The sequence below is a fragment of the Amycolatopsis sp. NPDC051102 genome, assembly GCF_040682815.1.
In the GTDB taxonomy this organism is placed as follows: Bacteria; Actinomycetota; Actinomycetes; order Mycobacteriales; family Pseudonocardiaceae; genus Amycolatopsis.
In genome coordinates this window covers 1-25,947 of record NZ_JBFBBT010000015.1, presented here as the reverse complement: position 1 = coordinate 25,947, position 25,947 = coordinate 1, and the positions used below count along the sequence as shown (strand labels likewise).

Here is a 25,947-nt window from a genome sequence, read left to right as displayed (position 1 = left end):
TATTGTGGGCACATGCCTGAGATCGACGCCGGCCGGCTCACCGCTGCGCTCCAAGATCGTTACGCGAAGATCGACGTCGTCGAGCGCGCCGGCTCCACCAACGCCGACCTGCGGAAAGCCGTCGAAGAAGGCGCCGCGGACCGGACCGTTCTACTGGCCGAGGAACAGACGGCGGGGGTCGGCAGGCGGGCCCGTTCGTGGAGCTCGCCGAAGGGGGCCGGGCTGTACCTGAGCGTCGCGCTCCGGCCCGGCGTCCCCTTCGCGGCACTGGGCTCACTGTCCCTCGTCGCCGGGCTCGCCGTCCGCGCGGCCGCCGCGTCCGTCGGGGTGGACGCCGTGCTCAAGTGGCCCAACGACGTGCTCGCCGGCGGCGCCAAGTGCGCCGGGATCCTCGCCGAGGCCGTCGCCGGGGACGAGCCGTCGATCGTGCTCGGCATCGGCCTCAACGTGCTGCCCCTCGGCGACGTCCAGCCGGGGCCGGGCGGCCTGCCCGCGACGTCGCTGGCCGAGCGGGGCGCCACGAACACCGACCGCACCGACGTCGCCGTCGCGCTGCTCACCGGGTTCGCGGACCTCGAACGGCGCTGGCGGCTGGCCGGTGGCGACCTCACCGAGGCCGGGCTGCTCGGCGACTACCGCGCCCACTGCGCCACCCTCGGCCAGGACGTCGAGGTGCAGCTGCCGGACGGCAGCTCGCTGACCGGTCGCGCAGCCGACATCGACGCCGCCGGGCAGCTTCAGGTCGACGTGGCGGGCGGCCAGCGGCACACCGTCTTCGCGGGTGACGTGGTCCACGTCCGCCCGGCCTGATTTCCCGGGCGTTGCACTCACCGGCCGGGCGTCTCGCCGGTACGGTGGGACGACACCGCCGCACCGACCTTGGGAGCGTCCGCCGTGGCTTATCCGGACGATTTGCTCAGCGAGCAAGAGCACGTCGTGGTGCACAGTCACCCGCACTTCAAGATGCTGATCTTCCCGACGCTCGCGCTGCTGGTCACCGTGGGTGCGGGCACGTGGCTGGCGATCCTGGCCAAGGACGCGTCCGCGCCGTGGAACTCGGCCGGGCTGATCGCCATCGGGGTGGTCGCGCTGGTGCTGGTCGTGTGGCTGTTCCTGGCGCCGCTCGTGCGCTGGCGGACCACCCACTTCATCGTCACGACCGACCGGCTGATCGCCCGCGAGGGCGTGCTCAAGCGCACCGGCATCGACATCCCGATGGGCCGCATCAACAGCGTCCAGTTCGAGCACGGCCTGCTGGACCGCGTCTTCGGCTGCGGCACCCTGATCATCGAGTCCGCCTCCGACGAGCCGCTGCGGTTCGAGGACATCCCGCACGTCGAGAAGGTGCACACGGTCATCTACCGCGAGGTCAACGACAACCCGTACGACGACTACCGGCCGGGTGCCCCGCAGCAGCCCCAGCAGACCACGCCCCTGCCGCCCCAGGGCGGCGGGCACCCGCCGCGCGGCGAGAGACGCCGCTGATGGGCACCCGCGAACTGGGTCTGCCCGAGCGGGTTCCCTCGGCAGGCGACCTGCCCGAGCGCGTCACGATCTGGGAGGTCGGGCCGCGCGACGGGCTGCAGAACGAAAAAGCGATCGTCCCGGTCGAGGTCAAGCTGGAGTTCCTCGACCGGCTCGCCGGCGCCGGCCTCACGACGCTGGAGGCGACCAGCTTCGTCCACCCGAAGTGGGTGCCGCAGCTGGCCGACGCCGAGCAGCTGCTCGCGCGGCTCGACCGCCGCGAAGGCGTCCGGTACCCGGTGCTGGTGCCGAACGAGAAGGGCCTGAACCGGGCCCTCGAAGCCGGTGTCGAGCACATCGCGATCTTCGCCAGCGCGACGGAGACCTTCGCGCGCAAGAACCTCAACTCGGCGCTGGACGAGCAGTTCGCGATGTTCGAGCCGGTGGTCACGCGGGCCCGCGCGGCGGGCCTCGACGTGCGCGGGTACCTCTCGATGTGCTTCGGCGACCCGTGGGAAGGCGTCGTGCCGGCGAAGCAGGTCGCCGACGCCGGCCGTCGCCTGCTGGACATGGGGTGCTCGCAGCTTTCGCTGGGCGACACGATCGGCGTCGCGACCGCGGGCCAGGTGGAAAACCTGATCGGGCTGTTCGGCGATGTCGGTACTTTGGCCGTGCACTTCCACGACACCTACGGTCAGGCTCTCGCCAACACGCTGACCGCGCTCCGATGTGGAGTGTCGACTGTGGACTCGTCGGCGGGCGGGCTGGGCGGCTGCCCGTACGCCGAATCGGCCACCGGGAACCTGGCGACCGAAGACCTGGTGTGGATGCTGGAGGGCCTCGGGGTGGCCACCGGCGTCGACTTGGACGCGCTGGTCGGGGCCAGCGTCTGGATGGCGGGACAGCTCGGCCGCCCGAGCCCGTCCCGCGTGGTCGCCGCATTGGGCTGACCTCGTCGCGCCCCCAGGCAAGGGGTGCGGTATCAAGGGGGACCGGCAGCGCCGCGGCCGCGTCGAACAGCGTGTGCCCGCCGGGCACCGACCGAGCCGGAGGATGGGTGTGACCGAGCCTTCCGAGGCGGGCTCCGAACCGGTCGAGGCCGACCTCGACACCGGGCCGGTGCAGCTGCCCGGGTACGGCCTGGCGGATTCCGGCGCCTTCGAAGAGGCGCCGACCCCGCCCTCGGGCAACCCCGCGGCGTGGCCGCACGCGGTGTCGCCGCTGCTGCCGCCGTTCCCGCTGCCCCCGGCCCCGCCGCCACCCCCGCCGCCGACGCCGGCCCCGCTGCCGCCGCCGATCGCGGGGCCGCCGCCGGTGGCCGGCCCGCCGCCGAACCCGGGGTCGCCCGCACCGCTGCCGCCGCTCGGTTCGCCGCGCACGGAACGGGAAAGCATCGTCGCGCTGTTCCTGGTGCACATGTTCCCGATCGGGCACCTGCCGATCGCGATGGACAAGCCGGCGCGCCAGCTGCCGCTGCCCGAAGACCCGGACGGCTTCGCGCCGAACGACCACCCGGACGCCCGGCTGATCTTCGACGACCAGGCGCTCACCAACGTCACCGCGGGCTTCCGCCGCTCGCCGACCGCGCCGTCGCGGCCGGTGCCGCGGCACCTGACCGCGGGGTACGTGCCGTACGCCCGCGCGACGCAGGCGGTGTGGATCCGCCGCTTCGTCGTCGGGCACAGCGAACTCGGCCCCGAGTACGCGTGGCCGCCGGGCGAGCTGTTCCCCGAGAGCAGCGTGGACCACCCCGAGCCGGTGATGGTCCCGGCCGACACGGTCCTCGACCGCTTCGGCCCGGCGTACGGGCGGGTGCTCTTCGAGGACGGCACGCCGTTCGCCGAACGCTCGCTGCCGCCCGCGACGCTGGACGCCGAGTACCGCCGGTACGTCGTGGTGCGGGCGGTGCCGATGTGGCGGTCGGAGACCGCGGGCTGGTTCGGCCAGGTCGGCGGCGGCACCCGGTACCGTGCCCTGCTGGCGGCGGACGAACTCGTGACCCTCGGCTACCTCGCCGAGGCCAAGTGGGAAGAGGATTGATGAACACCCAGTCGATCCAGCGGTGGCTCGGCGTGCTGGGCGTGCCGCCGGAGGTCGTCTCGCTCGGCGCCGAGGTCGACAACGCCTGGTGCCTGATGCAGGGCGAGGACGAGGCGTGGGAGGTGTTCTGGCGCGAGCAGGGCAACCGCTACGACTGGGCGCGGTTCACCAGCGAACAGGTGGCGTGCCACTACCTCTTCGGCCGGCTGGCCTGGGCGCAGGTCGCCCGCGGCGCCGTCGGCCTGCTGCCCGGTAAGTGAACGGCTCCCGCGTCCGGAGACGCGGGAGCCGTCGCGACCGGGCTCGTGCCGCACCGTCACACGCGTCCTGGTTCCGCTCCACCAGCCTGGGGGTCGCGGGGAGCGACCTACAGGACGCCTGCCTGGTTCAGCAGGTGCACCACCTTGCTGACCACGACCAAGGCGACGAAAAAATCCGTGACGGCCAGGGCCGCCACCGGTGTTTTCCGGCCACGCTTGCTCTTCTTCCGGTGCGACACGGTTCTCCTCTTGGGTGGGGGCCGCTGCTGCGACCCGGACCGACCCCTGGGCTTCCCCAGGGGCTCGCGGGCGTCGTGCCCGGAGTCGACGGAGAAGAACCAGCCGCGAACCCACGGTAGCGCGTGGCGGCGGCCGGGGGGAAGGACCGGCCGCCGCCACCCGTCAGCTCACCGCGTAGGTGAAGATGTGCGCCTGTCCCGCGCCGGTCGACGCGGGCAGGGTCAGTGACTTGACCTGCTTCGCCGGGTCAAGGGCGATCGGGGCCGTCGCGAACAGGTACGACGTGTACGGCCGCTGGAGCCGGAACATGTACCGCGGAAACGCCGAGTTCACGTACGGCACCTTCGCGACGACCGTGTTCCCGAACTGCGGCGTCTCCTCTCCGCCCTTCAGCAGCCACTCCGACAACCCGAGTTGCCCTTGCTGGGTCGAGCCGTCGGTGTAGGTGACGGTCACCGCCCCCTGGGCGTCCGCGCCGGTCGCCGCGCCGAGGAACGACAGCTTCGCCGCCCCCTTCGGCGCGTCCACCGCAAGCGTTTGCCCTGCCGCGATGACGTTGTCCGGCGACCCCGTCGGACTCGACGGCCAGCGGAACTGCTGCCCGTTCACCGTCACCGTCCCGCCCGGCGTGATGCCGTTCGCGGCGAAGCCCTGCGCGGAGTACGAGAACGCGAACCCGCCCGGGTAGAGGTCGGTCTCGCCGAAGTCGCCGTACTGGACGAGCTTGTCGTCCGTGACGCCGACGTTCGTGTTCGCCGCGTGCAGCGTCCCCGGCTTCCCGACGGTCACCGGCAGGTACGCCGGCACCGGCTGCCCGCTGAAGGTCACCGGCACGCTCGTGTACGCGTCCGGGGCACCCGCCGCGGCGGTGACGCGAACCTGCTGTGACGCGGTCCCGTGCGCGCCCACGGTGAGCGTCCCGCTCGACGGCGTCACGGTGATCCCGGCCGGCGGCTTCGCCTGCCACGACACCGTGCCCGCGCCGGTGATGCCTTCTGCGATGACCGTCGCCGTGCTCGCGGAGCCGGGCGCGACGACGACCCGGCCCGGGCCGACCCGGCCGCGCACCCCCACTTCACCGTCGCGGAACGACGGCGGCACGTCGGACGCCCCCGATCCCCACGACGTCGGCGACGCTCCGAGCGTGAAGTCCAGCCGGCCGCCGTTCACCGCGAACGACTCCGGCAGCCACGGCTTCGTGCTCGGCTGACCGTTCACCTTCAGGGCCTTCACGTACTTCACCGAGCTGGACGCGCCGGGCGCGGTGATCTCGATCCGCTGACCGGTCGCCCGCGTCAGCGTGATCTTCGGGAACATCGGGCTGGCCAGCACCATTTCCGCCCGCCCCGGCGCCTCCGGGTACATGCCGAGCGCCGCGAAGACGTACCACGCCGACGTCGCACCGAGGTCGTCGTTGCCGGGAAGGCCGTCCTCGCCCGGCTTGAACAACAGCTCCGCCGACCGGCGCACGATGTCCTGCGTCTTCGACGGCACTCCCGCGTGGGCGTACTCCCACGGCACCTCGAACGACGGTTCGTTCGACATGAACGCGTACGGCGAGCTGGCGTCGCTGTTCAGCTTCGTGAAGAAGAAGTCGAGGCGCTTCTTCACGGCGTCGTTGCCGCCCATCGCGTCGAAGAGGCCGCGGACGTTGTACGGCACCATCCACGTGTACTGCGCCGCATTCCCTTCCTGGTACCGCATTTCCTGGTACTGCGCGGGATCGAACGGCGAGAGGAACTGGCCGTCGCGCATCCGGGTCTGCAGGTAGCCCGTGGCCGGGTTGTAGACGTTCTCCCAGTACTGGGCGCGGCTCATGAACCGGTGGTACACGGACTGGTTCCCGAGGCGCTGGGCCAGCTGGGCGATGCCGAAGTCCGCGGTCGTCTCCTCGAGCATGTCGGAGACGTTGTTGGGGTGGTAGCCCAGCGTCTGGTAGTCCGACAGGCCCGGCCGTTCGAGCGCACGCTCGCCCGCCTGCTGGACGCGGGTGGCGCCGTTGACCATCGACTTCAGCGCGCCGCGGGCATCGAAGTCCGTGGCCCCGAAGGCGTACGTGCTGGCGATGATCGAGTGGTACGGGTCGCCGCCCATCACGCCCATGAAGTCGTTGTTCTGCGACCAGCGGTCCCAGATCCCGCCCGCCTGGTCGGCCTGGTTCAGCATCGACTGCGCCATGTCGGCGGCTTCGTGCGGGGCGAGCAGCGACAGCAGCTGGACTTCGTCGCGGTAAGTGTCCCAGCCGGAGAAGTTCGCGTACTGCGCGTGGCCCGGTTTCGCGCGGTGGACCGCCTTGTCGAAGCCGGCGTAGCGACCGTCCACATCGGAGAAGACGTTCGGCTGCATGAGGGTGTGGTAGAGCGCGGTGTAGAACGTCCTGGTCGCCGCGTCCGTGCCGCCTTCGACGGCGATCTGCCGTAGCCGGTCGTTCCAAGTCCGGCGCGCCGCGTTCTTCACGGCGTCGAAGGACGCGCCGCGCTGCTCGGCGGCCAGGTTCAGCCGTGCGCCGTCCGCGTCCACATAGGACAGTCCGACGCGCACCTGCACCGGTGTCGCCGGGTCGAAGGTCAGGTAGGCGCCGGAGCCGCCGTCGGCGGTGACGACCTGCTTGTCCCAGGTCGTCTTGGTCAGGTCGCCGCCGCGGGCGGTGGTCCCGCCCGGCGTCACGGTGGCGTTCTGCCAGGTCCCCGACGTCCGGAACGGCTGGTCGAAGGACGCGGTGAAGTACACCTTGTACGTGTTCGGGCCGCGGCAGAAGTGACCGCTGGAGACCCAGCCTTCGACGGTCCGCCGCGCCGGGTCGACGGTGACCGAGGCGTCGTCGCTGCCCATCGCGGACTGGGCGACGTCGATCAGCAGCGTGGCGGGAGAGCCCTTCGGGAACGTGAAGCGGCCCAGGCCGGAGCGCTGGGTCGCGGTCAGCTCGGTGGTGATGCCGGAGTCCGTCGTCACCCGGTAGTAGCCGGGGGACGCGGATTCGTTCGCGTGGCTGAAGGTGGGGAAGTACTTCGTCGCGTCGACGGCCGGGGACGTCGAGATCGGCCCGGCGAACGGCAGGAACGGCACGTCACCCGCCGCGCCGCCGCACCCGGCGCCGTTGAAGTGGGTGAGGCTGAAGCCGCGGAGCTTGTTCTCCTCCCAGGCGTAGCCGCCGTCGCGGTCGCGGGCGTAGTAGCGGCCCTGCCCGGCGGGCGGCTTGGGCTGCAGTGGCGTGTCGGGGCTCCACTGCACCATGCCGAACGGGACGTCGGCGCCGGGGAACGTGTCGCCGGCGTAGGTGTTGGTCTCGGGGGTGTCGCCGGCCTTGGCGCCGGCGAACGGGTTGACGTAGGCGGCGAGGTCGCGGTGCTGGGTGTCGGTGGTGTCGGCGGCCGCGGGGGCGACCGCGGTGACGAGGGGGACGATCAAAGCCGCGGTGACGACTCTGCGCATGCTCTTCCTCCCGGAGTGAGCGGGCGACCCGGGTTGACAACGTTGTCAACGGACCGGGTGACCCGGCGAGCACTGGGAGTGAACCACCGGTCGTTCAGACCGGTCAAGGAATTCCCGCCGAGCGGCCCAGCCGGTTACCGTTTGAGGATCGCCAGCGCCTCGTCGTGCAGCCGGCCGTTGGTCGAGATCGCGCTCCCGTTGTCGTAGCGCGCGACGCCGTCCAAGTCGCTGAACCGGCCGCCGGCCTCGGTCACGATCACCTGCGCCGCGGCGACGTCCCACGGGTTGACGATGCACTCCGCGGCGACGTCCAGTGCGCCCTCGGCCACCAGCACGTGGTGCCAGAAGTCGCCGAACGCGCGGGTCTCCCAACAGGCGTCGACCAGGCCGAGGTACTTCTCGCGCGAGTGGTACTTCGTCCAGGAGTTCAAGTCCGTTGTGGACAGATAAGCGTCCGAAAGGGACGAAACCTTCGAAACCGACAGCTGCCGCGTCCCGGCCGAGTCGCTCGAGAAGGCACCGGACCCGGAAGCCGCCCACCACCGGCGGCCGAGCAGGGGCGCGCTGATCATGCCGACGACCGGGTCGCCGTCCGCCACCAGGGCGATCAGAGTGGCCCAGACGGGGACACCCCGCAGGAAGTTCTTGGTGCCGTCGATCGGGTCGAGCACCCACGCCCGGCCGGTCGCGGCGGATCCGCCGCGCTCCTCGCCCAGCACGGCGTCATCGGGGCGTTCCTCGGCCAGCACGGCCCGGATCGCGTCCTCGACCGCGGTGTCCGCATCGGTCACCGGGGTGCGGTCGGGCTTGCGCTCCACCGCCAGGTCCAGGGCGCGGAACCGCGCCGTCGTGATTGCGTCGGCGGCGTCAGCCAGCCGGGTGGCGAGAGCCAGATCATCTCCGTAGCCAGGCACGGTCACGATGGTTTCACGCCCGTCCGCCGTACAGTTGGCCAGGTGAGCATGGTCCTACTTGCCGAAGACGATCCGGCCATCGCCGAACCGCTCTCCCGCGCCCTCGAACGTGAGGGATACGAGATCCACGTCGTCACCGACGGCCCTTCGGTGCTCGACGCCACCGCCGCCCAGCGCGTCGACCTGCTCGTGCTGGACCTCGGTCTGCCCGGGATGGACGGCCTCGAGGTCTGCCGCCGTCTCCGCGCCGGCGGCACCGAGCTGCCCGTCCTGATGCTCACCGCCCGCACCGACGAGGTCGACTTCGTGGTCGGCCTGGACGCGGGTGCCGACGACTACGTCGCCAAGCCGTTCCGGCTCGCCGAGCTGCTGGCGCGGATCCGCGCGCTGCTGCGCCGCCGGGTGCCCGAGGTGCTGGAGGCCGGCGGGGTGCGGATGGACCTCGGCGCCCGGCTGGTCACCGTGGACAACCACGAAGTCCAGCTGGCGAACAAGGAGTTCGAGCTGCTGCGCGTGCTGATGAGCCGCGCCGGGCAGGTCGTCAGCCGCGACGAGATCCTCGCCGAGGTCTGGAACGACCTCGAGTCGAAGACGTCCAAGACGCTCGACATGCACATGTCGTGGCTGCGCCGGAAGCTCGCGATCGCCGCCGACGAGGCCGCCGGCCGGACCAGCAAGACCCACGACGGCGAACGGCGGATCGCGACCGTCCGCGGCGTCGGCTTCCGCTTCAACGCCGAATAAGCCGTGCGCCGCCGCATCCTGCTGGCCATCCTGCTGGCCGTCGCGGTCACCGCGGCGGTGCTCGGCATCCCGCTCGGCATCGTGGCGAGCTGGCAGATCGAGTCCAGCTACCGCGAGACGCTCGCGGAGAACGCCCGTGCGGCGGCGGCGATCCTCGACACCGAGATCGCCAACGGCCAGGAGATCGACCTCGACCAGGTGCGCGCGGCGGTCCCGGCGAACGGGCTGCTGACCGTCCGGACCAGCGGCCAGACCGAGAAGCGCTACGGCAGCAGCCCCGGCCCCGAGACCGTCACCGAGACGGCCGACCTGGCCCGCGACGGCAAGGTGGAGATCGCGGTCCCGGCCGGCCCGATGCACGAGCGCCAGACGACGGTGACGCTGGTCGTCGTGCTGCTGGTGCTGCTGTCGGTGGGCACCGGCGCGGTGGTCGCGATCGCGACCGCCAGACGGCTCGCGAAGCCGCTGCGGCACGTCGCCGAACGCGCGGCCCGGCTCGGCGGCGGCGACTTCCGGCCCGACCCGAGCCGCTACGGCGTCGGCGAGCTCGACATGGTCGCCGAGGCGCTGGACGCGTCCGGCACCGCGCTGGCCCAGCTCGTGCAGCGGGAACGCCAGCTCGTCGGGGACGTCTCGCACCAGCTGCGCAGCCGGCTGACGGCGTTGCAGCTGCGCCTGGAACCGCTCACCGTGCACCCGGACGACGAGGTGGCCGACGAGTCGAAGGCCGCCCAGGAGCAGGCCGACCGGCTCGCCGAGGCGCTCGACGAGCTGCTGGCGGCGGCCCGCGCGGCGCGCGAGGTCGGCGCCGAACCGGTGGACCTGCCGACGCAGCTGCCCGAAATGGCGCAGGAGTGGCGCGAGCTGCTCCGCTCGGAGGGCCGCAACCTGCGCACCCGCGTGGCCGACGGGCTGATGGCGCGGGCCACGCCCGGCCGGCTCCGCGAGGTCATCGGGGTGCTGCTGGACAACGCCCTGCGGCACGGCTCGGGCACGGTCACCCTCATCGCCCGCCGCGGCGACGCCGAAGGCACGGTCGTGATCGAGGTCAGCGACACCGGCTCCGGCGTGCCGGACGAGCTGGCCCCGCACATCTTCGAGCGCGGGTTCTCCGGCGGCGGTTCGACGGGCGTCGGGCTGGCGCTGGCCCGGGCCCTGGTCGAGGCCGACGGCGGCCGCCTCGAACTGTCGAACCGCCGTCCGGCGGTGTTCAGCCTTTTCCTCAAGGTGCCCCGGCCCAGCGACGTCCCCGAAGTGCGCTGGCCCGCCGAGCGCGTCCCGCGTTAGATCAACCCCTCACGCAGGGCGTACGCGACCGCGTGCGACCGGTTGCGCAGCTGGAACCGGTTGGTCACGTCGTGGAGGATGCTCTTCACCGTGCGCTGCGAGTAGCACAGCTCGTCGGCGATCTCCTGCGTCGAGTAGCCCGCCGCGACGAGCTTGAGCACCTCGGTCTCGCGGTCGCTCATGCCGCCCAGCCGCAGGCCGCGCGGCTGGAGCACCTGGCGCTGCAGCCGCGAAACCCGGCTGAGCAGCCGGCCGAGCAGGTCGGGCGGCAGCGCGCCCTCCCCGGCCGCGGCCGCCTTGATCAGCCGGACGAGCACTTCGGGCCCGGCGTCGGCGCGGCGGGCGACCGCGCAGACGCCGTGCTCGACGGCGCCCAGAATCTCGTTGTCGTCGACCTCGCCCGCGACCAGCACGATCCGGGTGAAGCCCTGGTGGTGCAGCGCGGACAGCAGCTTGGTCATCGGTTCGTCGAGCCGGTCGGCGACCAGCAGTGCGACCAGGGCCGGGTCGGCCGGGTCCCCGTCCACCACCCGGACGTCGTCGCGCGAACGCAGTGTCATGCAGACGCCGTTGTGCAGGATCGGATCGGTGGCGCGGACGACCACCGGAGTCCGGTCGGTTTCGAACATCGTTCCCCATTTCCCCTCGAAACGGTGCAAGCTGCCCAGCTTGCCCGCTCCCGTGTCCCGGGCGCATGGGACCGGCGTCCCGATGTGCCCGGGCGTCAGGAACGGCCGAGGCCGGCGTCCCGCGCCCGGACGATGGCCTCGGCCCGGTCGGCGACGTGCAGCTTGGCGAAGACGTTCGAGATGTGGTTGCGCACGGTCTTGGGACTCAGGCGCAGCGTGCCGGCGATGGTGGCGTTGCTGTGCCCGGCCGCGATCAGCGCGAGCACCTCGCGCTCGCGCCCGGTCAGCTCGGGGAACACCGGGTCGGCGGCCGGCGGCTGGGTGAAGAAGGCGAGCACGCGGTTCGCGATGTCGGGGCCGAAGATGGCTTCCCGCCGGGCGACGGCCTGCACGGCGCGGATGATCTCGTCCGGCTCGGCGTCCTTGAGCAGGTAGCCCCGGGCACCGGCGCGCATCGCCGCGAAGACCGACTCGCTTTCGTCGGCCATCGTCAGCATCAGCACGCCGGTGTCCGGGTTCGCGGCCACGATGTGCCGCGTCGCCTGGATCCCGGACAGGTCGGGCAGGTGCAGGTCCATCACCACGACGTCGGGGTGCAGGGCGGCGGCGGAGGTGACCGCGTCGGCTCCGCCGGCGGCCTCGCCGACGACCTCGATCCCGGGTTCGGCGGCGAGCAGCGTGCTCACGCCGATCCGGAACAGGGGATGGTCGTCCACGACGAGGACGCGCAGGTCACCCATCCGCCCTCACCTCCGCTTCGTCACTCTTGGTGATGGTACGCGGACGCGTTCTCTCGTGCCCAGGCTGCGAAAGTGAGCGGCGGCCGCCCGAGCAGCCGTTCGACGGTGTCGAAGACGACGTGTTCGTGCGCGGCCGACTCGCGTTTGAGCGCGAAGAAGCCGTCGACGGCTTCGGCGGGCCAGCCGAACCGCTGCACCATCCGCTCGCGGGCCGCGCTTTCCGGCTCCTCGACGTACTTCAGAGGACGGCCGATCGCGTCGGCCAGGATCGCGACCTGCGCTTCGGTGGTGAGGGCTTCGCCGCCGGTGAGTTCGTAGGTCGCCCCTTCGTGGCCGGACGTGGTGAGGGCGAGCGCCGCGACCGCGGCGATGTCGCGGACGTGCACCAGCGCGGAGGCCGGGTCGCCTTCGGGCACGTACACGGCGTTCTCGCTGCGGATCGAGCCCAGCCACGCGAACCGGTTGTCCATGAAGGCGCCGGGCCGCAGGATCGTCCACTCGGGACCCGCTTCGCGGATCGCCTGCTCGGCTTCGGCGTGGGCGCGGGTGATCGGATCGTTCTGTCCGAAGTGGACACCCGTGGTGGACAGCTTGACGAGGTGGGTCACGCCGGCCTGCGCGGCGGCCTGGGCGACCGCTGCCTCGCGGTCGGCGCTGTGGCCCTGGGTCAGCACGAACACGCGGTCCGCGCCGTCGAGCAGCGCGGGCAGGTCCGCCGTGTCGAGGTCGCCCCGGACGACGTCGGCGCGCGGGTCGAGCCGGGCCTTCGCCGGGTCGCGGGTCAGCGCGCGGACGGTGGCGCCCGTGTCGAGCAGGGCGGGAACGAGGTGGCGGCCGACCTTGCCGGTGGCGCCGAGGACGAAGATCACGGGAATTCTCCTATCGGGAAAGCGGAACGTGGGGGAGCGCGAACGCCGCGGCGAGCCCGAGGGCGAGCACGGGCAGCAGCGCGAGGAACACGCCGTGGGTGCCGGCGGTGTAGGCGAAGCCGAGCGCGACCGGGCCGAGCGCCGACCCGAGCGCGCGGGCGAGGTTGACGCCGGCGGCGACCGCGCCGCGGTCCGCCGGGGGTGCGGTGTTCTGCGTGGCCATGGCCAGGACCTGCAGGTTCAGCCCGGCCGCGAGGCCGAACACGACCAGGCAGCCGAGGACGGCGGGGAGGCCGTGCAGGGTGAGCAGGCCGAGCACCGCGAGCAGGCCGAGCGCCATGCTCAGCCGCGGTGCCCACCGGTAGGCGCCGGTGCGGGCGATGATCTTGCTCGCGACGAGGGAGGCGGCCGCCACGGCGAGCGTCATCGGCACCAGCCGCAGCCCGCCTTCCGCCGGGCCGGCGTCGGCCTGCAGCAGGACCGCGACGTAGTTGACCGAGCCGAGGAACGCGAACCCGGCCAGCACGCTGAGCACGGCCGACACGCTGAACGTGCGGTCGCGGAAGAGCCGCAGCGGCAGCACGGGTGCTTCGGCTTTGCGTTCGATGACGACGAACGCGAGAGCCGAACCGGCACCGAGGGCGACCGACCACGGCGTCAGCAGGGTGAACCCGGTGATCGCAGCGCCGAGCAGGACCACCCCGGCGAAGTCGAACGGCGCTTCCCTCCGCCGTCTCGGCAGGTCGAGCGACCGGAGACAGGCCAGGGCGACGAGCCCGAGCGGGAGGTTGACCAGGAAGATCGACCGCCAGCCGGCCACCCCGGTCAGGAGGCCGCCGACGACCGGACCGGCGAGCGAAGCGACGGCGAAGCAGATCGAGAACCACCCGAAGTACTTCGCGCCTTTGCGAGGCGTGAACATCTCGCCGAGCGAAGCGCCGACGGAGACGAAGAGGCCGCCGGAGCCGGCGCCCTGCAGGACCCGGCCGGCGATCAGCGTCGTGACCGACGGCGCGAGCCCGCAGCCGAGCGAACCGAGCAGGAAGAGCGCGAGGGCGCCCAGAAGCACGCGTTTGCGCCCGAAGACGTCACCGAGCTTGCCGTACAGCGGCGCGGTGACGCTGCCGGCGAGCAGGTAGGCGGTGGTGACCCAGGCGTAGGCCCCGGTCCCGCCGAACTCCCCGGCGATCCGGGGGAGCGCGGTGGCGACGACCTGGGCGTCGAGCATCGCGAGGAAAACGGACAGAAACAGGCCACCGAGGGCCGTTTTTCGGGCGCGCGAAGGCGCGATTGTGGTCAAGGATTGTCCTCGTGGAGAAGGGACGGATGAGGCGGACGTGCTTCAGGCACGTCCCGTCGAGTCGGGAAAAGGCTCCATCGTCATCCGCGGACGGATGCGACCTCTTCGCGCTCGGAAACCACCTCGAATCGTCCCGCTCGCCCGGCCGAACCCGGACGGCGTCCTCACGAAGGAACACTGACGAGGATGACTGTAGACAACTACATGTCCGAAGACAATTACTTTCCGCTCAGCGCAGGCGGCTGACGGAGTCGCCGTCCCGGCGCCGCTCGCCCAGCTCGTCCGGGAACACCCACTTCTTGAAGCCCCAGAAGCGGAAGAACATGGCCAGCAGCATGCCGATGATCGAGCCGCTGGCGAAGTCCGCGATCTCCTGCACCAGGAACGTCACGTGCGGGACCTCGAGGTCGAGCACGTACCGCGAGATGATCAGCGGGATCAGGTTGACCCCGACCGCGATGCCGCTGATGACGAAGAACAACGCCGCTTCGTGGTGCCGCTCGCGGCCGCCGCGGGTCCGGAAGGACCACTCGCGGTTGAGGATGTAGGACACGATGGTCGCGACGATGATCGCGATCGCCTTCGCCGTCGTCGGTTTCGGCTCCAGCACCGTCAGCTTCAGGGTGTACCAGACCCCGTTGTCGACGAGGAACGTCGTGCCGCCCACGATCGCGAACTTCAGCAGCTCCCGGTGCTTGATCAGCACCGAACGCAGTGGTTCCGGCGTGCGCTTGAGCACGGTTTCCACAACGGTCACACCACGCAGTCTAGGAGAACTCCGCGTTGACCTGTGGTTCAGGCGGCCTTGCTGTCGTGAATGTCCGGATCCTCCGCGGCCGCGCGGGGACCGCGCGCGGCCGGCCATCGGCGTCCGGGAACACCCACTTCTTGAAGGCCCACCAGCGGAAGAGCGTGCCCAGCAGCGTGCCGACGACGATGCCGCTGACGAAGTCGGCCACCTCGACCCCGAACGGGGACAGCCGCGGCGCCTGCAGGTCCAGCACGTACCGGGAAAACCACTGCGGCAGCGCGTTCAGGGCCAGCGCGATGCCGCTGAACAGGAAGAAGAGCGCGGCCTCGTGCGCCCGCTCCCGGCCGCCGCGGGTGCGGAACGACCACTCGCGGTTGGCGACGTAGGAGAAGATCGTCGCGACGAGGACGCCGACGATCAGCGCCGTCACCGGGTGGGTCCGCAGCACGGTGAACTTCAGGCCGTAGTTGACGGACATCGTGATCACGAAGCTGATCCCGCCGACGACGGCGAAGCGGAGGAGCTCGCGATGCTTCTTCAGCAGCTCGCGCACCGAGCGGACGCTACCCGGTCAGCCACCCGAAAGCCTTCTCGGGGCTGACGGTCGGCGTGCGATCGCCTGGCTTGCTGCTCGGCCGCGGCGGTGCGCTCGTCGTGGTCGTCGGCGACTTCGGCTCGGTCGTCGGGTCGGGCTTCGTCGTCACCGGCGGGGCCGGGCTCGGCTTCGTCGGCGTCGGCTTCGGGGGTTTTGCCGGCGTGGTCGAGGTCGTCGTGGGCGGCACCGGGTGGTGGTGGCACCAGCGGAGGTAGCAGCCGAAGTCCACGGTGACCGGCTTCGCCGACGCCTTGCCGAGCTGGGCGGTGATCGTCACCCGGCCGTCCTCGGGTCGGCCCTTGAGCCGCACCCACAGGTTGACGTGCTGGCCCGGCGCCAGCGCGCTCTTCGTCGTGCAGCTCGCGCCGTTGCCGTCGGGGGCGCACGGGAAGACGCGCAGGCTCCACCACTGCCAGAGCGGGTGGTCGAAGGTGACCGTGACCGGCTTCGTCGTCTCGCCGGTGTTGCGGACCCGCACGTAGACCAGCGGGTCGTGAGTCCACGGGAACGCCGAAAGCCCGTCGCCCTGCGCTTCCAGGACCACGCCGTCCGGCGGCTGCTTCACGGTGACCTTGACGCTCACGTCGACGGAGATCTGCACGCCGGCGGTGACCGAGCCGGTCACCGTCCCGCCTTGGGCGTCCTCGTCGGCCTGCAGCCGGAAGTTCAGCGTCGCGCTCTGGCCGGGTTGCAGGCCGGCGCCGGTCTTGCAGGTGACCGTGCCCTCGCCGCCGGGGCAGTTCACCGAGATCGGGCCGCCGGCCTGGGCGCGGGCCATCGACGCGCCGCCGCCGCCCGTGTCGACGGCGTGCACGCCGGGCGGCAGCTTCAGCGCGACGGCCACCGGCTCGGACGGGCTGCCGCCGTCGTTGCGGACGGTGATCGGCAGGTTCGCGGCCGTGCCCGGGCTGAGTTCGACGCCGTCCGGCGGGGTCGTCGCGGACATCGACGGCGGCGCCGGCGCGGGCGGGGCCGGCGCGGGTGACGGCGGGGCGGGCGGGGCCGGCGCGGGGGGTGCCGGGGGTGCCGGGGGTGCGACCGGCGGGGCCGCGGGCTCGACCGACGGCGTGGCGGGCGCGGCCGGCGGTGCGGGCGACGCGGGCGGTGCGGGCGGCTGCGGTTTCGGGGCCGGTGGTTGGACGGGCTGGGCCGACGGCGGCGGCACCTGCGCGGCGACCGGGATCTCCTGGGTCCCGCCGCCCGCGGCGAGCGCGATGACGACGGCCGCGATGACCGCGGCGCCCGAGGCGGCGACCCCGGCGAACTGGCGAGGGCCCGCGGCAGCGGCGCCCGCGGCCGCACCGGCCTTGCCGCCGGCCGCCGCGGCACCGGCGGCCGCCGCGCCCGCGGCCGCCGCCGTGGCCGCGCTCGCCTTCGCGGCGCCGATGGTGGCGAGGTAGCCGAGGGCGGCGCCGCCCAGGACGATCGGGGCGATGATCGCGCGCAGGCCGCCGTTGACGTCGGCGAGCTCCGCGGCCAGTGCCCGGCAGTTCTCGCACTCGTCGAGGTGGCTTTCGACCTGGGCGCGTTCGCGCTTGGACAGGCCGTCGCGGGTCCACGCGCCGAGCCGCTCGGCGCACGCGCGGCAGCGTTCCTCGGCGTTCTCCTGCAGGTGGACCTGCAGGTACGCCTGGCGGAGCCCTTCGCGGGCGCGGTAGGCCAGCGCCGAGACGCCGTTCGCGGTCAGCCCCAGCAGCGGCGCGACCTCGGCCGGGCTCTGCTGCTCGATCTCGGTGTGCCAGAGCACCGCCTGCCAGCGTTCGGGCAGCCGCGCGAACGCCTTCGCGGCCATCGTCCGCTCGAGCCCGGCGACCGCGGTGTCGGAGAACGGGACGCTCAGCGCCTCGGCGGCCGCGCCACCGACTTCGGTCATGTCCTCGTTGAGGTCGACCCGGCGTTCCTTGCGGGTGCGGTCGTACGCAGTGTGACGGAGGGCGGTCAGCAGGTACGCCCGGAAGGCGGTGTCCGGGCCCTTGCCGCCACGCAGAGTGTCGAGCACCTTGGCGAACGCCTCGGACACGAGGTCGTCGGCTTCGGAACTCGAGCGGGCCAGCTGGCGGGCCAGATTGTGGGCCGCGCCGGTGTGCCGTTCGTAGAGCGTTCCGTACGACGCGATCTCCCCGGAACGGACTTCCGCAATCAGCTCGGCGTCACTCTTTCCGCTGAGATCGGCGGGAACGGTGGACACGGCACTCCTCGGTCGGCTAGAGCCAGGACCTGCCATTACAGGCGGATCCGGGACGCGAGACAAGTGTGACTGACCCACCCCGGCCGGTCACGCCGTGGTCGGGGTGTTGACTCCGACGGCGGAGCAAAATCACCCACCCCCGGTCCGCTTGGCGGAAAAGGTCCGAGACAAAAACTGGTCAGTACGCGTCACGGTGTCCGTCAGGGGACGTCCTCACCGTGAAGCAGCGAGCAAGATCGTTGCGAACCGGACGAAAGGGGCGGCTGGCCAGTGGATGTTCCGGCTACGCGCTCCGGCGCCGGTGACACCCCGCCCGCCAAGGCCGACCGCGACGCTTCCCTGCGCGCGTTGCGGGCGCGCTGGCGCACGGCCAGCCTGGCCGCCGGCTGGCGGTTCCCCAGCGACTGGGCGCTGCCCGAGGTCGACGCCGTCTGCGCGGCCGTGATGGCGAAGGGCCGCGTCGAAGCCGCCGAAACGGCGCTGGCCGGGCTGGCCAGGGCCCGCGCGGCGGCCGGCGCGGGGCTCGCGGAGACCCTCGCCGACCTGGCCGCGCTGCACGCGGTCTTCGGCCACGACGGCGACGGGTTCGTCGCGCCCGACGTCGACGCCGCGCCCGCCCGGCTGCTCCGGACCACCGCGCTGGCCTGGGCGGACGTCGCCACCGACCAGCTCGTGCACACCGAGGTCACCGACCCGCTGACCGGCCTGCCGTCCGCCGCCTACCTGCGCACCCGGCTCGAGGAGGTCTACCGCGCCGCCGCGGCGTGCGAGCGGCCCGCCGCCGACGACCACGTGCTGCTGGTCGTCTCGCTCGACCTCGCCGAGGTCGCCGGGTTCGCGCGGCTGACCGGGATGATCCTGGTCGCGGACGCGCTGAGATCGGTGTTCGACAGCGGGCAGAGCGTCGCCTCGCTGGGCCCCTCCGTCGTCGCGGCCCTGGTCCCGAAGGACGAGCGGCTCGCTTCGCACGGCGTCGCGCTGCGAAGAGCGTTGCACGAGCGGCTGTCGGTCGACGCGCAGCTGGCGGACGTCGGGCGGCCGCGCGTCTCGGCGGTGCGGCTGCCGGCCACCCACGAGCTCGCCTGCGACCTGCTGGCCCACCTGGCGCGCGCGTAGAACACCGGAAAAGTCCGGTTTCGTCCGGACCCTTCTGACCTGGACCGGGCCGCTCATGATTTCCTGGTGCGGTGACCCGGACCGTATCCACCGACGTCGACGGCGAAGTCGCGGCCAGATCCCAGCACCGGCTGGCCCTGCGGAAGTCACTCGCCCGCCTCTCCGTCCGCCCGCGGTCGATCTTGATCCTGTCGGTGATCCCGCTGGTCGCGATCGGGTACGGCATCTACGGCTGGCAGCACGACTGGGTGCTCGGCGTCGACAGCGCGGTCTACCGCGCCGGCGCGCTGACCCTGCTGCACGGCGACTCGCTCTACGACGCCAACACGCTGCCCAACGAACCGTGGTGGGCGCTGCTGCCGTTCACCTACCCGCCAACGGCCGCGCTGATCTTCGTCCCGCTCGCGGCGTTCCCGACGCAGATCTCCTGGGGCCTGATCACGGCCGTCTCGCTGGGGGCGATGGCGCTGTCGATCCGGATCGCGATCGGCGCGCTGCCGCGCCCGGCCGCCGACGGGCCGCGCTGGTGGGCCTCGCCCGCCCGCTCGACCATCGTGTTCTTCCTGGTCTTCCTCGCCCTCGAGCCGGTGTGGCGGACGATCTTCCTCGGCCAGATCAACCTGATCCTGATGGCCATGATCCTGCTGGACATGCTGGTCATCGGCACCCGGGGGAGCCGCTGGGGCGGCGTGCTGGTCGGGGTCGCGGCGGCGATCAAGCTGACGCCGCTGGTGTTCCTCGGGCACCTGTTCATCACCGGCCGCCGCAAGGACGCGCTGCGCGGGCTCGCCACGTTCGTGCTGCTCCAGGGCCTGATGTTCCTGATCAACGCGCACGACGCGGCGAAGTACTGGACGGTCACGCTGCCGGACACCGGCCGGATCGGGCCGGTGCACTGGGCGGGCAACCAGTCGCTGAACGCGCTGATGAACCGGGCCACCGACCTCGCGCCGTGGGCGTCGAAGGCGGCGATGGGCATCGGTTTCCTGCTGGCGATCCCGGCGCTGTGGCTGCTGATGCGCTTCCACCGCAAGGGCCAGGCGCTGGCCGCGCTGCTCGTCACCGCGTTCTGGACGCTGCTGATTTCGCCGATCTCGTGGACCCACCACTGGGTGTGGGTGATCCCGCTGATCGTGCTGCTGGTTTCGCGGCTGCCGAAGACCACCCCGAAGACGGCGTGGCGGCGCTGGGTCGGGACCGGCCTGGTGGCGTTCGTGTTCGTCAGCTGCGTGCTGCTGATCCTGCCGAACGGCCGCAACGTCGAGCTGCACTGGAAGGTGTGGCAGAACGTGCTGGGGGACGCCTACATCCTGATGCCGGTCGTGCTGGCCGCGGCGCTGGCCCTGCGCTGGGGCCTGCAGCGGCGGGCGCGGAAGAAGGCGGCCTCGGATGTCGACGTCTCCGCCGGGGTCTGAGGCGCGCGCCGGCCGCTACGCCGCCGGTGGGATCGCGCTGCTGGTGCTGGCCTTCGGCGTGGTCGCCTGGCTGGCGGGCTGGCACCTGGGCGCGGACAGCGCCGTCTACCGCGCGGGGGCGTTGACGCTGGTGCACGGCGACCCGCTCTACACGCGGGACGTGCTGACCGCGCTGCCGGACTGGGTGCGGCTGCCGTTCACCTACACGCCGGCCGCCGCGCCGCTGTTCCTGCCGCTCGCACTGGTGCCGTCCGGGCTGGTCTGGGGCGTGATCGCGGTTTTGTCGGTGGTCGCCCTTATGGTCGTCATCACGGTGGTTTCGTCGCCGCCGCGGGGCCCGTCGCTTCTGGGAAGAAGCCGGTGGGCGCTGCCGGCGGGAACGGTCATCGCGCTGGCACTGGAACCGGTGTGGAAGACGCTGTTCCTGGGCCAGATCAACTTGATACTGATGGCGTTCGTGGTGCTGGACGTCCTGGTGCTCTCCGTACGCGGGTCGCGCTGGGCTGGCGTGCTGATCGGCGTGGCGGCGGCGATCAAGCTGACCCCGCTGATCTTCGTGCCGCACCTGTTCTTCACGGGCCGGTGGAAGGACGGACTGCGGGCACTGGGCACGTTCGTGGCGCTCGAAGCGGTGATGTTCGCGGTCATCCCGGTCGACGCGGCGCGCTTCTGGCGGGATTCGGCGACCGACCCGAGCCGGGTCGGGTCGGTGCACTGGATCTTCAACCAGTCGCTCAACGGGCTCTTCAACCGGGCATCGGAGCTGGCCCCCTGGTCGCTGGCGGCGGCGGTCGGGGTGGCGGCGGTGCTGGCCGTGCCCGCGGTGTGGCTGGTCGTGCGGCTGCACCGGCGGGGCGAGGAGGCGGGCGCGTTGCTGGTGACGGCGTTCTACGGGCTGCTGCTGTCGCCGGTGTCGTGGTCGCACCACTGGGTCTGGTGCGTGCCCTTGATCACGCTGTTGCTGGTGAAGGCGCGCTGGTGGGCCGCGGTGGCGGTCGCGGTGCTGTTCGGCTCGCAGATCGTGATGCTGGTACCCAACGGCGGCGACGTCGAGTTCGGCTGGGGCCTGGGGTGGTCGGTCCTCGGCAACGTCTACGTGCTCGCGGCGGCGGGCGGGATCCTCGGGCTCGCGGCGCGTGAGCTTCGCCTGGTCCGGCGGTCAACCCAGGTCGTGACCGTTTAGGCTGACTGGCGCTATGGACAAACACACCGGTCTGCCCGTCGTGGGCATGGTGGGCGGCGGTCAGCTGGCCCGGATGACCCACCAGGCGGCGATCTCCCTCGGCCAGTCCCTGCGCGTGCTCGCCGCGAGCGAGAACGAGGCCGCCGGGCTCGTCGCCGGCGACGTCACGCTCGGGCACCACACCGATCTCGACGCGCTGCGGAAGTTCGCTTCCTCGGTCGACGTGCTCACGTTCGACCACGAGCACGTGCCCGGCGAGCACCTGCTGACGCTGGCCATGGAGGGCTTCGTCATCCGGCCCGCGCCGTCCGCTCTCGGGTTCGCGCAGAACAAGCTGGTGATGCGCGAGATGATGGCCGGCCTGGGTGTGCCGGGGCCTGCCTTCGCCGAGGTGTCCACAGTGGACGACGTGCTGGCGTTCGGCGGCGAGCACGGCTGGCCGGTGGTGCTCAAGGCGTCGACCGGCGGCTACGACGGCCGCGGTGTCTGGATGCTGGACACCGCCCAGCACGCGCGCGAGACCGTGCCGGAACTCCTCGAGGCGGGCACGGCGCTGCTGGTCGAGGAGAAGGTGGCGATGCGCCGGGAGCTGGCCGCGCTCGTCGCCCGCTCGCCCTTCGGCCAGGGTGCGGCGTACCCGGTGGTCGAGACGGTGCAGACCGGCGGCATCAACACCGAGGTCCTGGCCCCGGCGCCCGGGCTCGACGACTCGCGCGTGCACGAGGCGCAGGACCTGGCGTTGCGGGTCGCGTCGACGCTGGACGTCACCGGGCTGCTGGCGGTCGAGCTGTTCGAGACCGACACCGGGCTGCTGGTGAACGAGCTGGCGATGCGTCCGCACAACTCCGGCCACTGGACGATGGACGGCGCGCGCACGTCGCAGTTCGAGCAGCACCTGCGGGCGGTGCTCGACTACCCGCTGGGCCGGACGGACCTGGTGGCGCCGGCGTGCGTGATGGCGAACGTGCTGGGCGCGTCCGAGCTGCCGGAAATGGGCCCGGACGAGCGGCTGCACCACCTGTTCGCGCGGTACCCGGAGGCCCGGGTGCACCTCTACGGCAAGCAGGAGCGGCCGGGCCGCAAGCTCGGCCACGTCAACTTCACCGGCGAGCGCATGGAGGACCTGCGCAACCGCGCGCTGCTGTCGGCGCACTGGCTGTCCCACGCCGTCTGGCTCGACGGCTACGAGATCCACTGACGGGAGTGACGGGTATGGCGCCGCAGGTGGGCGTGATCATGGGCAGCGACTCGGACTGGCCGGTGCTGGAGGCGGCCGGCGCGGCGCTGGACGAGTTCGGCGTCGAGTACGAGGTCGGCGTGTACTCGGCGCACCGCACCCCGCAGCGCATGCTGGACTACGCGACCTCGGCGGCCTCCCGGGGGCTGAAGGTGATCATCGCGGGCGCGGGCGGCGCGGCCCACCTGCCGGGCATGGTCGCGTCGGCCACGGTGCTCCCGGTGATCGGCGTCCCGGTCCCGCTGAAGTACCTGGACGGCATGGACTCCCTGCTGTCGATCGTCCAGATGCCGGCGGGTGTCCCGGTGGCCACGGTTTCGGTGGGCGGCGCGCGCAACGCGGGCCTGCTGGCGGTCCGCATCCTGGCGGCGTCCGACGAGAGTCTGCGCGCGAAGATGGCACGCTTCCAGGCGGACCTGGAGAAGCTGGTGCTGGACAAGGACGCGGCCCTGCGCGAGAAGACCGGTCACTAGCCGCCGGAAGCCGGGCCGCGGTGAGCCGGCCCGGCCCGGTGGCTAATCGAGGTCGCCGATCAGTTGCTGCCGCAGCTGGCGCTTGAGCACCTTTCCCGCGGCGGACACCGGGATCTGCTCGACCACGTGCACCTCTCGCAACCGCTTGTACGGCAGCACCTTCTCGTTCACCGCGGCCATCAGCTCGTCCGCGTCCAGCGAGCCGCGCGGGACCACGAACGCCACCGGCAGCTCGCCGACCTCGGTGTCCGGGCGGCCGACCACTGCGGCCGCCGCGACGCCCGGCATCGTGATCAGGAGCTCCTCCAGCTCGCGGGGGAACACGTTGTAGCCCTTGTACAGCAGCATGTCCTTCTTGCGGTCCACTATGGACAGGTAGCCGTCCGCGTCGAGGATGCCGATGTCGCCCGTGTGGAGCCAGCCGTCGACCAGGGCCGCCGCCGTCTCGTCCGGGCGGTTGCGGTAGCCGAGCATGATCTGGGGGCCGCGCAGGCAGACCTCGCCCTTCTCGCCCGCGGGGAGCGGGTCCTCGCCGCCCTCGGACGGGACGATCTTGACCTGCGTGTCGAAGATCGGGACGCCCACCGAACCGACCTTGCGGGTGCCCGAGCGGTACGTCGGCGAGATCACCGCGCCCATCGTCGCCTCGGTGAGGCCGTAGCCCTCGCTGACGACCACGTCCGGGAAGCGCGCGCGCAACGCGTTGATCATCGCGTGGTTCATCGGCGCCGCTCCCGAACCGATCGAGCGGACCGACGACAGGTCGGCCGTGTGGAACGCCGGCGTGGCGAGGAGGGCGGCGAACAGCGCCGGGGCGCCGCCGATGCCGGTGATGCGCAGGCGCTCGGCGTCGGCGACGTACGCCGCCGGGTCGAACCGCGAATGGAGCACGATCGTCGTGCCCGCGATCACCGCCGCGTTCAGGCCGCCGATGATGCCCATCGCGTGGAACCACGGCGTCAGGTTGATCGCGACGCCGGTGCCCAGCCGGGTCGGCCACTCGTCCTCGCTGCCGACCTGGTCGAGGGTGACGTCGCCGTGCGCGTCGAGCGCCGGGACCGAGCCGGAGCCCCAGCACGCGTGCTGGAGGGTGTTGACCACGACGTTGCGGTGCGACAGCCGCACGCCCTTCGACCGGCCGGTGGTGCCGCCGGTGTAGGCGAGGTGGGCGAGGTCTTCGGCCAGCGCGAACTCGACCGGCGGCCGCGTCTCCGGCTGGTCCGCGCCGAACGTCTCGAACTCGACGGCGCCCTTGGGCAGGTCGCCGGTGGGGCTCACCACGACGGTGAACCGGGCCGGGATGCGGCCGGCGACGCTCGCCAGCGCGCCCGCGACCGGGCCGAACGTGACCACCGCCGCGGCCTCGCAGTCGGTGAGCTGGAAGGCGAGGTCGTCGGGCGGGAGCAGCGGGTTCGCCGGGCTGAAGGTGGCGCCGGCCAGCAGCGTGCCGTAGTAGGCGACCGGGAACGCCAGGCAGTTCGGCAGGTGCAGGGCCACGACGTCGCCGCGGCCGATGCCGCGTTCGCGCAGCGCGTTGGCGAACCGGCAGGCGGCGCGGTAGGTCTCGGCGAAGGTGAGGCTGCGGCCGTCGTGGGCGAAGGCGGTCCGGTCGCCCCAGCGCGCGGCACCCGCCGCCAGGATCGAACCGACGGGGACTTCGGGGTACTCGAGGGAGGCGGGCAGACCGGGCGGCGTCGTCGGCGCGGTGATCGGCATCACTCGACCATACGAATTCTGCGGTCAACGCCACAAGGACGACCCAGGTGAACGAGCGCTAACATCGACGGAACCCCTCCCGACGTTGCAGAGAAGGTGACCGGAAGTGACCGACGGCCTGTACCAGCTTGCCGAGGAGCACGAGGAGCTGCGGGCCGCGGTCCGGGCCCTGGCCGAGAAGGAGATCGCGCCGTACGCGGCGGAGGTCGACGAGAACGAGCGGTACCCGATCGAGGCGTACAACGCGCTGGTCAAGTCGGGCTTCAACGCCGTGCACATCGGTGAGGAGTACGACGGGCAGGGCGCGGACGCCGTCGGTGCCTGCATCGTGATCGAAGAGGTGGCCCGGGTCGATGCTTCGGCTTCGCTGATCCCCGCGGTGAACAAGCTGGGGACGCAGCCGATCATCCTGTCCGGTTCGGAGAGTGTGAAGAAGCTCGTGCTGCCTTCGATCGCTTCCGGTGAGGCGTCGGCGTCTTATGCGCTTTCGGAGCGTGAGGCCGGGTCGGACACCGCTTCCATGCGGACTCGGGCTCGGCTGGACGGTGACCACTGGGTGCTCAACGGGACCAAGTGCTGGATCACCAATGCCGGTGAGTCTTCGTGGTACACGGTTATGGCTGTTACTGACCCTGAGGCCGAGAAGAAGGCCAATGGGATCTCGGCTTTCGTCGTGCACAAGGATGACCCCGGGTTCTCGGTGGGGCCCAAGGAGAAGAAGCTCGGGATCAAGGGGTCTCCTACTCGGGAGATCTACTTCGAGAACTGCACCATTCCCGAGGATCGGATCATCGGTGAGCCCGGGACTGGGCTGAAGACCGCGCTGCGGACGTTGGATCACACCCGGCCCACCATCGGGGCGCAGGCTCTGGGGATTGCTCAGGGGGCCTTGGATGCTGCTATTGCTTATGTGAAGGATCGCAAGCAGTTCGGTAAGTCGATCTCCGAGTTCCAGGGTGTTCAGTTCATGCTGGCTGACATGGGGACGAAGATCGAGGCAGCTCGGCATCTCGTGTACGCCTCTGCCGCTGCTTCCGAGCGGGGGGACAAGCGGGCCGGGTTCATGGCTTCTGCTGCCAAGGCTTACGCGTCCGATATTGCGATGGAAGTTACTACTGATGCTGTTCAGCTGTTCGGTGGGGCTGGGTATACCCGGGACTTCCCCGTTGAGCGGATGATGCGGGATGCCAAGATCACTCAGATTTATGAGGGTACCAACCAGATTCAGAAGGTTGTTATGGCTCGGGCTCTGTTGAAGGGCTGATTTTTTTGGGGGCCGCCACCCCGATTTTTTATTGTGACTACGGCCGGCGGCACCGCGTCAAGGCGGGAAAGCGTGCCTTGACCCGGTGCC

Annotated in this window: 24 protein-coding genes; 13 read left to right on the top strand and 11 right to left on the bottom strand. The window is 71.6% G+C overall.

From position 1 onward, the window contains the following. Positions 1 to 12 precede the first annotated feature (12 nt). From AB0M93_RS32565 to AB0M93_RS32545, 5 genes are all read left to right on the top strand, one after another. Positions 13 to 810, top strand: a complete 798-nt coding sequence (locus tag AB0M93_RS32565; RefSeq protein ID WP_364280535.1) for a biotin--[acetyl-CoA-carboxylase] ligase — start codon at positions 13 to 15, stop codon at positions 808 to 810. 84 nt (positions 811 to 894) lie between these two features. After that, the gene (locus AB0M93_RS32560; protein ID WP_364280532.1) at positions 895 to 1,485 is read left to right on the top strand and encodes a PH domain-containing protein; all 591 of its coding nucleotides are present in this window, start codon (positions 895 to 897) and stop codon (positions 1,483 to 1,485) included. Continuing rightward, a complete protein-coding gene (locus AB0M93_RS32555) occupies positions 1,485 to 2,414 on the top strand; it encodes a hydroxymethylglutaryl-CoA lyase (protein ID WP_364280529.1) in 930 nt (309 codons plus the stop codon). Before AB0M93_RS32560 ends, AB0M93_RS32555 begins: the two co-directional genes overlap by 1 nt. Positions 2,415 to 2,523: 109 nt before the next feature. Beyond that, positions 2,524 to 3,504 carry a TNT domain-containing protein gene (locus AB0M93_RS32550; protein ID WP_364280526.1) on the top strand — a complete coding sequence of 327 codons (981 nt, stop codon included), beginning with the start codon at positions 2,524 to 2,526 and terminating at the stop codon, positions 3,502 to 3,504. Further along, a complete protein-coding gene (locus AB0M93_RS32545) occupies positions 3,504 to 3,764 on the top strand; it encodes a hypothetical protein (protein WP_103353123.1) in 261 nt (86 codons plus the stop codon). The genes AB0M93_RS32550 and AB0M93_RS32545 overlap by 1 nt, the downstream gene beginning before the upstream one ends. 107 nt (positions 3,765 to 3,871) lie before the next feature. On the opposite strand, the gene AB0M93_RS32540 is transcribed toward AB0M93_RS32545, so the two are convergent. The 3 genes from AB0M93_RS32540 to hisN all read right to left on the bottom strand — a co-directional run bounded on the left by AB0M93_RS32540 (position 3,872) and on the right by hisN (position 8,356). After that, complete coding sequence (locus AB0M93_RS32540) at positions 3,872 to 4,003, bottom strand: hypothetical protein (protein WP_364256704.1); 132 nt, start codon at positions 4,001 to 4,003, stop codon at positions 3,872 to 3,874. Between the two features lie 163 nt (positions 4,004 to 4,166). Further along, positions 4,167 to 7,436, bottom strand: coding sequence for a GH92 family glycosyl hydrolase (locus AB0M93_RS32535; protein WP_364280523.1), 3,270 nt, complete (start codon positions 7,434 to 7,436; stop codon positions 4,167 to 4,169). A 134-nt stretch (positions 7,437 to 7,570) separates the two neighbouring features. After that, a complete protein-coding gene (gene hisN, locus AB0M93_RS32530) occupies positions 7,571 to 8,356 on the bottom strand; it encodes a histidinol-phosphatase (protein WP_364280517.1) in 786 nt (261 codons plus the stop codon). Between the two features lie 42 nt (positions 8,357 to 8,398). Between hisN and AB0M93_RS32525 the strand changes: the two genes are divergently transcribed. Both AB0M93_RS32525 and AB0M93_RS32520 read left to right on the top strand, forming a co-directional pair. Then, positions 8,399 to 9,094, top strand: a complete 696-nt coding sequence (locus AB0M93_RS32525; protein WP_003105231.1) for a response regulator transcription factor — start codon at positions 8,399 to 8,401, stop codon at positions 9,092 to 9,094. Between the two features lie 3 nt (positions 9,095 to 9,097). Beyond that, positions 9,098 to 10,381, top strand: a complete 1,284-nt coding sequence (locus AB0M93_RS32520; protein WP_364280514.1) for an ATP-binding protein — start codon at positions 9,098 to 9,100, stop codon at positions 10,379 to 10,381. On the opposite strand, the gene AB0M93_RS32515 is transcribed toward AB0M93_RS32520, so the two are convergent. From AB0M93_RS32515 to AB0M93_RS32485, 7 genes are all read right to left on the bottom strand, one after another. Beyond that, positions 10,378 to 11,010, bottom strand: a complete 633-nt coding sequence (locus tag AB0M93_RS32515) for a response regulator transcription factor (RefSeq protein ID WP_364280511.1) — start codon at positions 11,008 to 11,010, stop codon at positions 10,378 to 10,380. The genes AB0M93_RS32520 and AB0M93_RS32515 overlap by 4 nt on opposite strands. A gap of 95 nt (positions 11,011 to 11,105) precedes the next feature. After that, the gene (locus tag AB0M93_RS32510; RefSeq protein ID WP_364280508.1) at positions 11,106 to 11,750 is read right to left on the bottom strand and encodes a response regulator transcription factor; all 645 of its coding nucleotides are present in this window, start codon (positions 11,748 to 11,750) and stop codon (positions 11,106 to 11,108) included. A gap of 20 nt (positions 11,751 to 11,770) precedes the next feature. Further along, positions 11,771 to 12,619 (bottom strand): NAD(P)H-binding protein, encoded by an 849-nt coding sequence (locus tag AB0M93_RS32505; RefSeq protein ID WP_364280505.1) that lies wholly within the window; start codon positions 12,617 to 12,619, stop codon positions 11,771 to 11,773. A gap of 10 nt (positions 12,620 to 12,629) precedes the next feature. Then, positions 12,630 to 13,919 carry an MFS transporter gene (locus AB0M93_RS32500; protein WP_364280503.1) on the bottom strand — a complete coding sequence of 430 codons (1,290 nt, stop codon included), beginning with the start codon at positions 13,917 to 13,919 and terminating at the stop codon, positions 12,630 to 12,632. 229 nt (positions 13,920 to 14,148) lie between these two features. After that, the gene (locus tag AB0M93_RS32495) at positions 14,149 to 14,676 is read right to left on the bottom strand and encodes a GtrA family protein (RefSeq protein WP_364280500.1); all 528 of its coding nucleotides are present in this window, start codon (positions 14,674 to 14,676) and stop codon (positions 14,149 to 14,151) included. Positions 14,677 to 14,686: 10 nt separating this feature from the next. Next, the gene (locus AB0M93_RS32490) at positions 14,687 to 15,214 is read right to left on the bottom strand and encodes a GtrA family protein (protein ID WP_364281039.1); all 528 of its coding nucleotides are present in this window, start codon (positions 15,212 to 15,214) and stop codon (positions 14,687 to 14,689) included. Between the two features lie 19 nt (positions 15,215 to 15,233). Continuing rightward, positions 15,234 to 17,453 (bottom strand): sigma-70 family RNA polymerase sigma factor, encoded by a 2,220-nt coding sequence (locus AB0M93_RS32485; RefSeq protein WP_364280497.1) that lies wholly within the window; start codon positions 17,451 to 17,453, stop codon positions 15,234 to 15,236. A 270-nt stretch (positions 17,454 to 17,723) separates the two neighbouring features. On the opposite strand from AB0M93_RS32485, the gene AB0M93_RS32480 reads away from it, so the two are divergent. The 5 genes from AB0M93_RS32480 (at position 17,724) to purE (ending at position 22,877) form a co-directional block, all read left to right on the top strand. Then, the gene (locus AB0M93_RS32480; protein WP_364280494.1) at positions 17,724 to 18,569 is read left to right on the top strand and encodes a GGDEF domain-containing protein; all 846 of its coding nucleotides are present in this window, start codon (positions 17,724 to 17,726) and stop codon (positions 18,567 to 18,569) included. Between the two features lie 71 nt (positions 18,570 to 18,640). Next, complete coding sequence (locus AB0M93_RS32475) at positions 18,641 to 19,984, top strand: glycosyltransferase 87 family protein (RefSeq protein WP_364280491.1); 1,344 nt, start codon at positions 18,641 to 18,643, stop codon at positions 19,982 to 19,984. Next, the gene (locus tag AB0M93_RS32470; protein WP_364280488.1) at positions 19,959 to 21,167 is read left to right on the top strand and encodes a glycosyltransferase 87 family protein; all 1,209 of its coding nucleotides are present in this window, start codon (positions 19,959 to 19,961) and stop codon (positions 21,165 to 21,167) included. Before AB0M93_RS32475 ends, AB0M93_RS32470 begins: the two co-directional genes overlap by 26 nt. A 13-nt stretch (positions 21,168 to 21,180) precedes the next feature. Further along, positions 21,181 to 22,365, top strand: coding sequence for a 5-(carboxyamino)imidazole ribonucleotide synthase (locus AB0M93_RS32465; RefSeq protein ID WP_364280486.1), 1,185 nt, complete (start codon positions 21,181 to 21,183; stop codon positions 22,363 to 22,365). A gap of 14 nt (positions 22,366 to 22,379) precedes the next feature. Continuing rightward, the gene (gene purE, locus AB0M93_RS32460) at positions 22,380 to 22,877 is read left to right on the top strand and encodes a 5-(carboxyamino)imidazole ribonucleotide mutase (protein ID WP_364280483.1); all 498 of its coding nucleotides are present in this window, start codon (positions 22,380 to 22,382) and stop codon (positions 22,875 to 22,877) included. A 42-nt stretch (positions 22,878 to 22,919) separates the two neighbouring features. On the opposite strand, the gene AB0M93_RS32455 is transcribed toward purE, so the two are convergent. After that, positions 22,920 to 24,593, bottom strand: a complete 1,674-nt coding sequence (locus AB0M93_RS32455; RefSeq protein ID WP_364280480.1) for an AMP-binding protein — start codon at positions 24,591 to 24,593, stop codon at positions 22,920 to 22,922. A 106-nt stretch (positions 24,594 to 24,699) separates the two neighbouring features. Here AB0M93_RS32455 and AB0M93_RS32450 point away from each other — a divergent pair, with 106 nt between their 5' ends. Further along, on the top strand, positions 24,700 to 25,857 hold the full coding sequence (locus AB0M93_RS32450) for an acyl-CoA dehydrogenase family protein (RefSeq protein ID WP_364280477.1): 1,158 nt from the start codon (positions 24,700 to 24,702) through the stop codon (positions 25,855 to 25,857). Positions 25,858 to 25,947 lie beyond the last annotated feature (90 nt).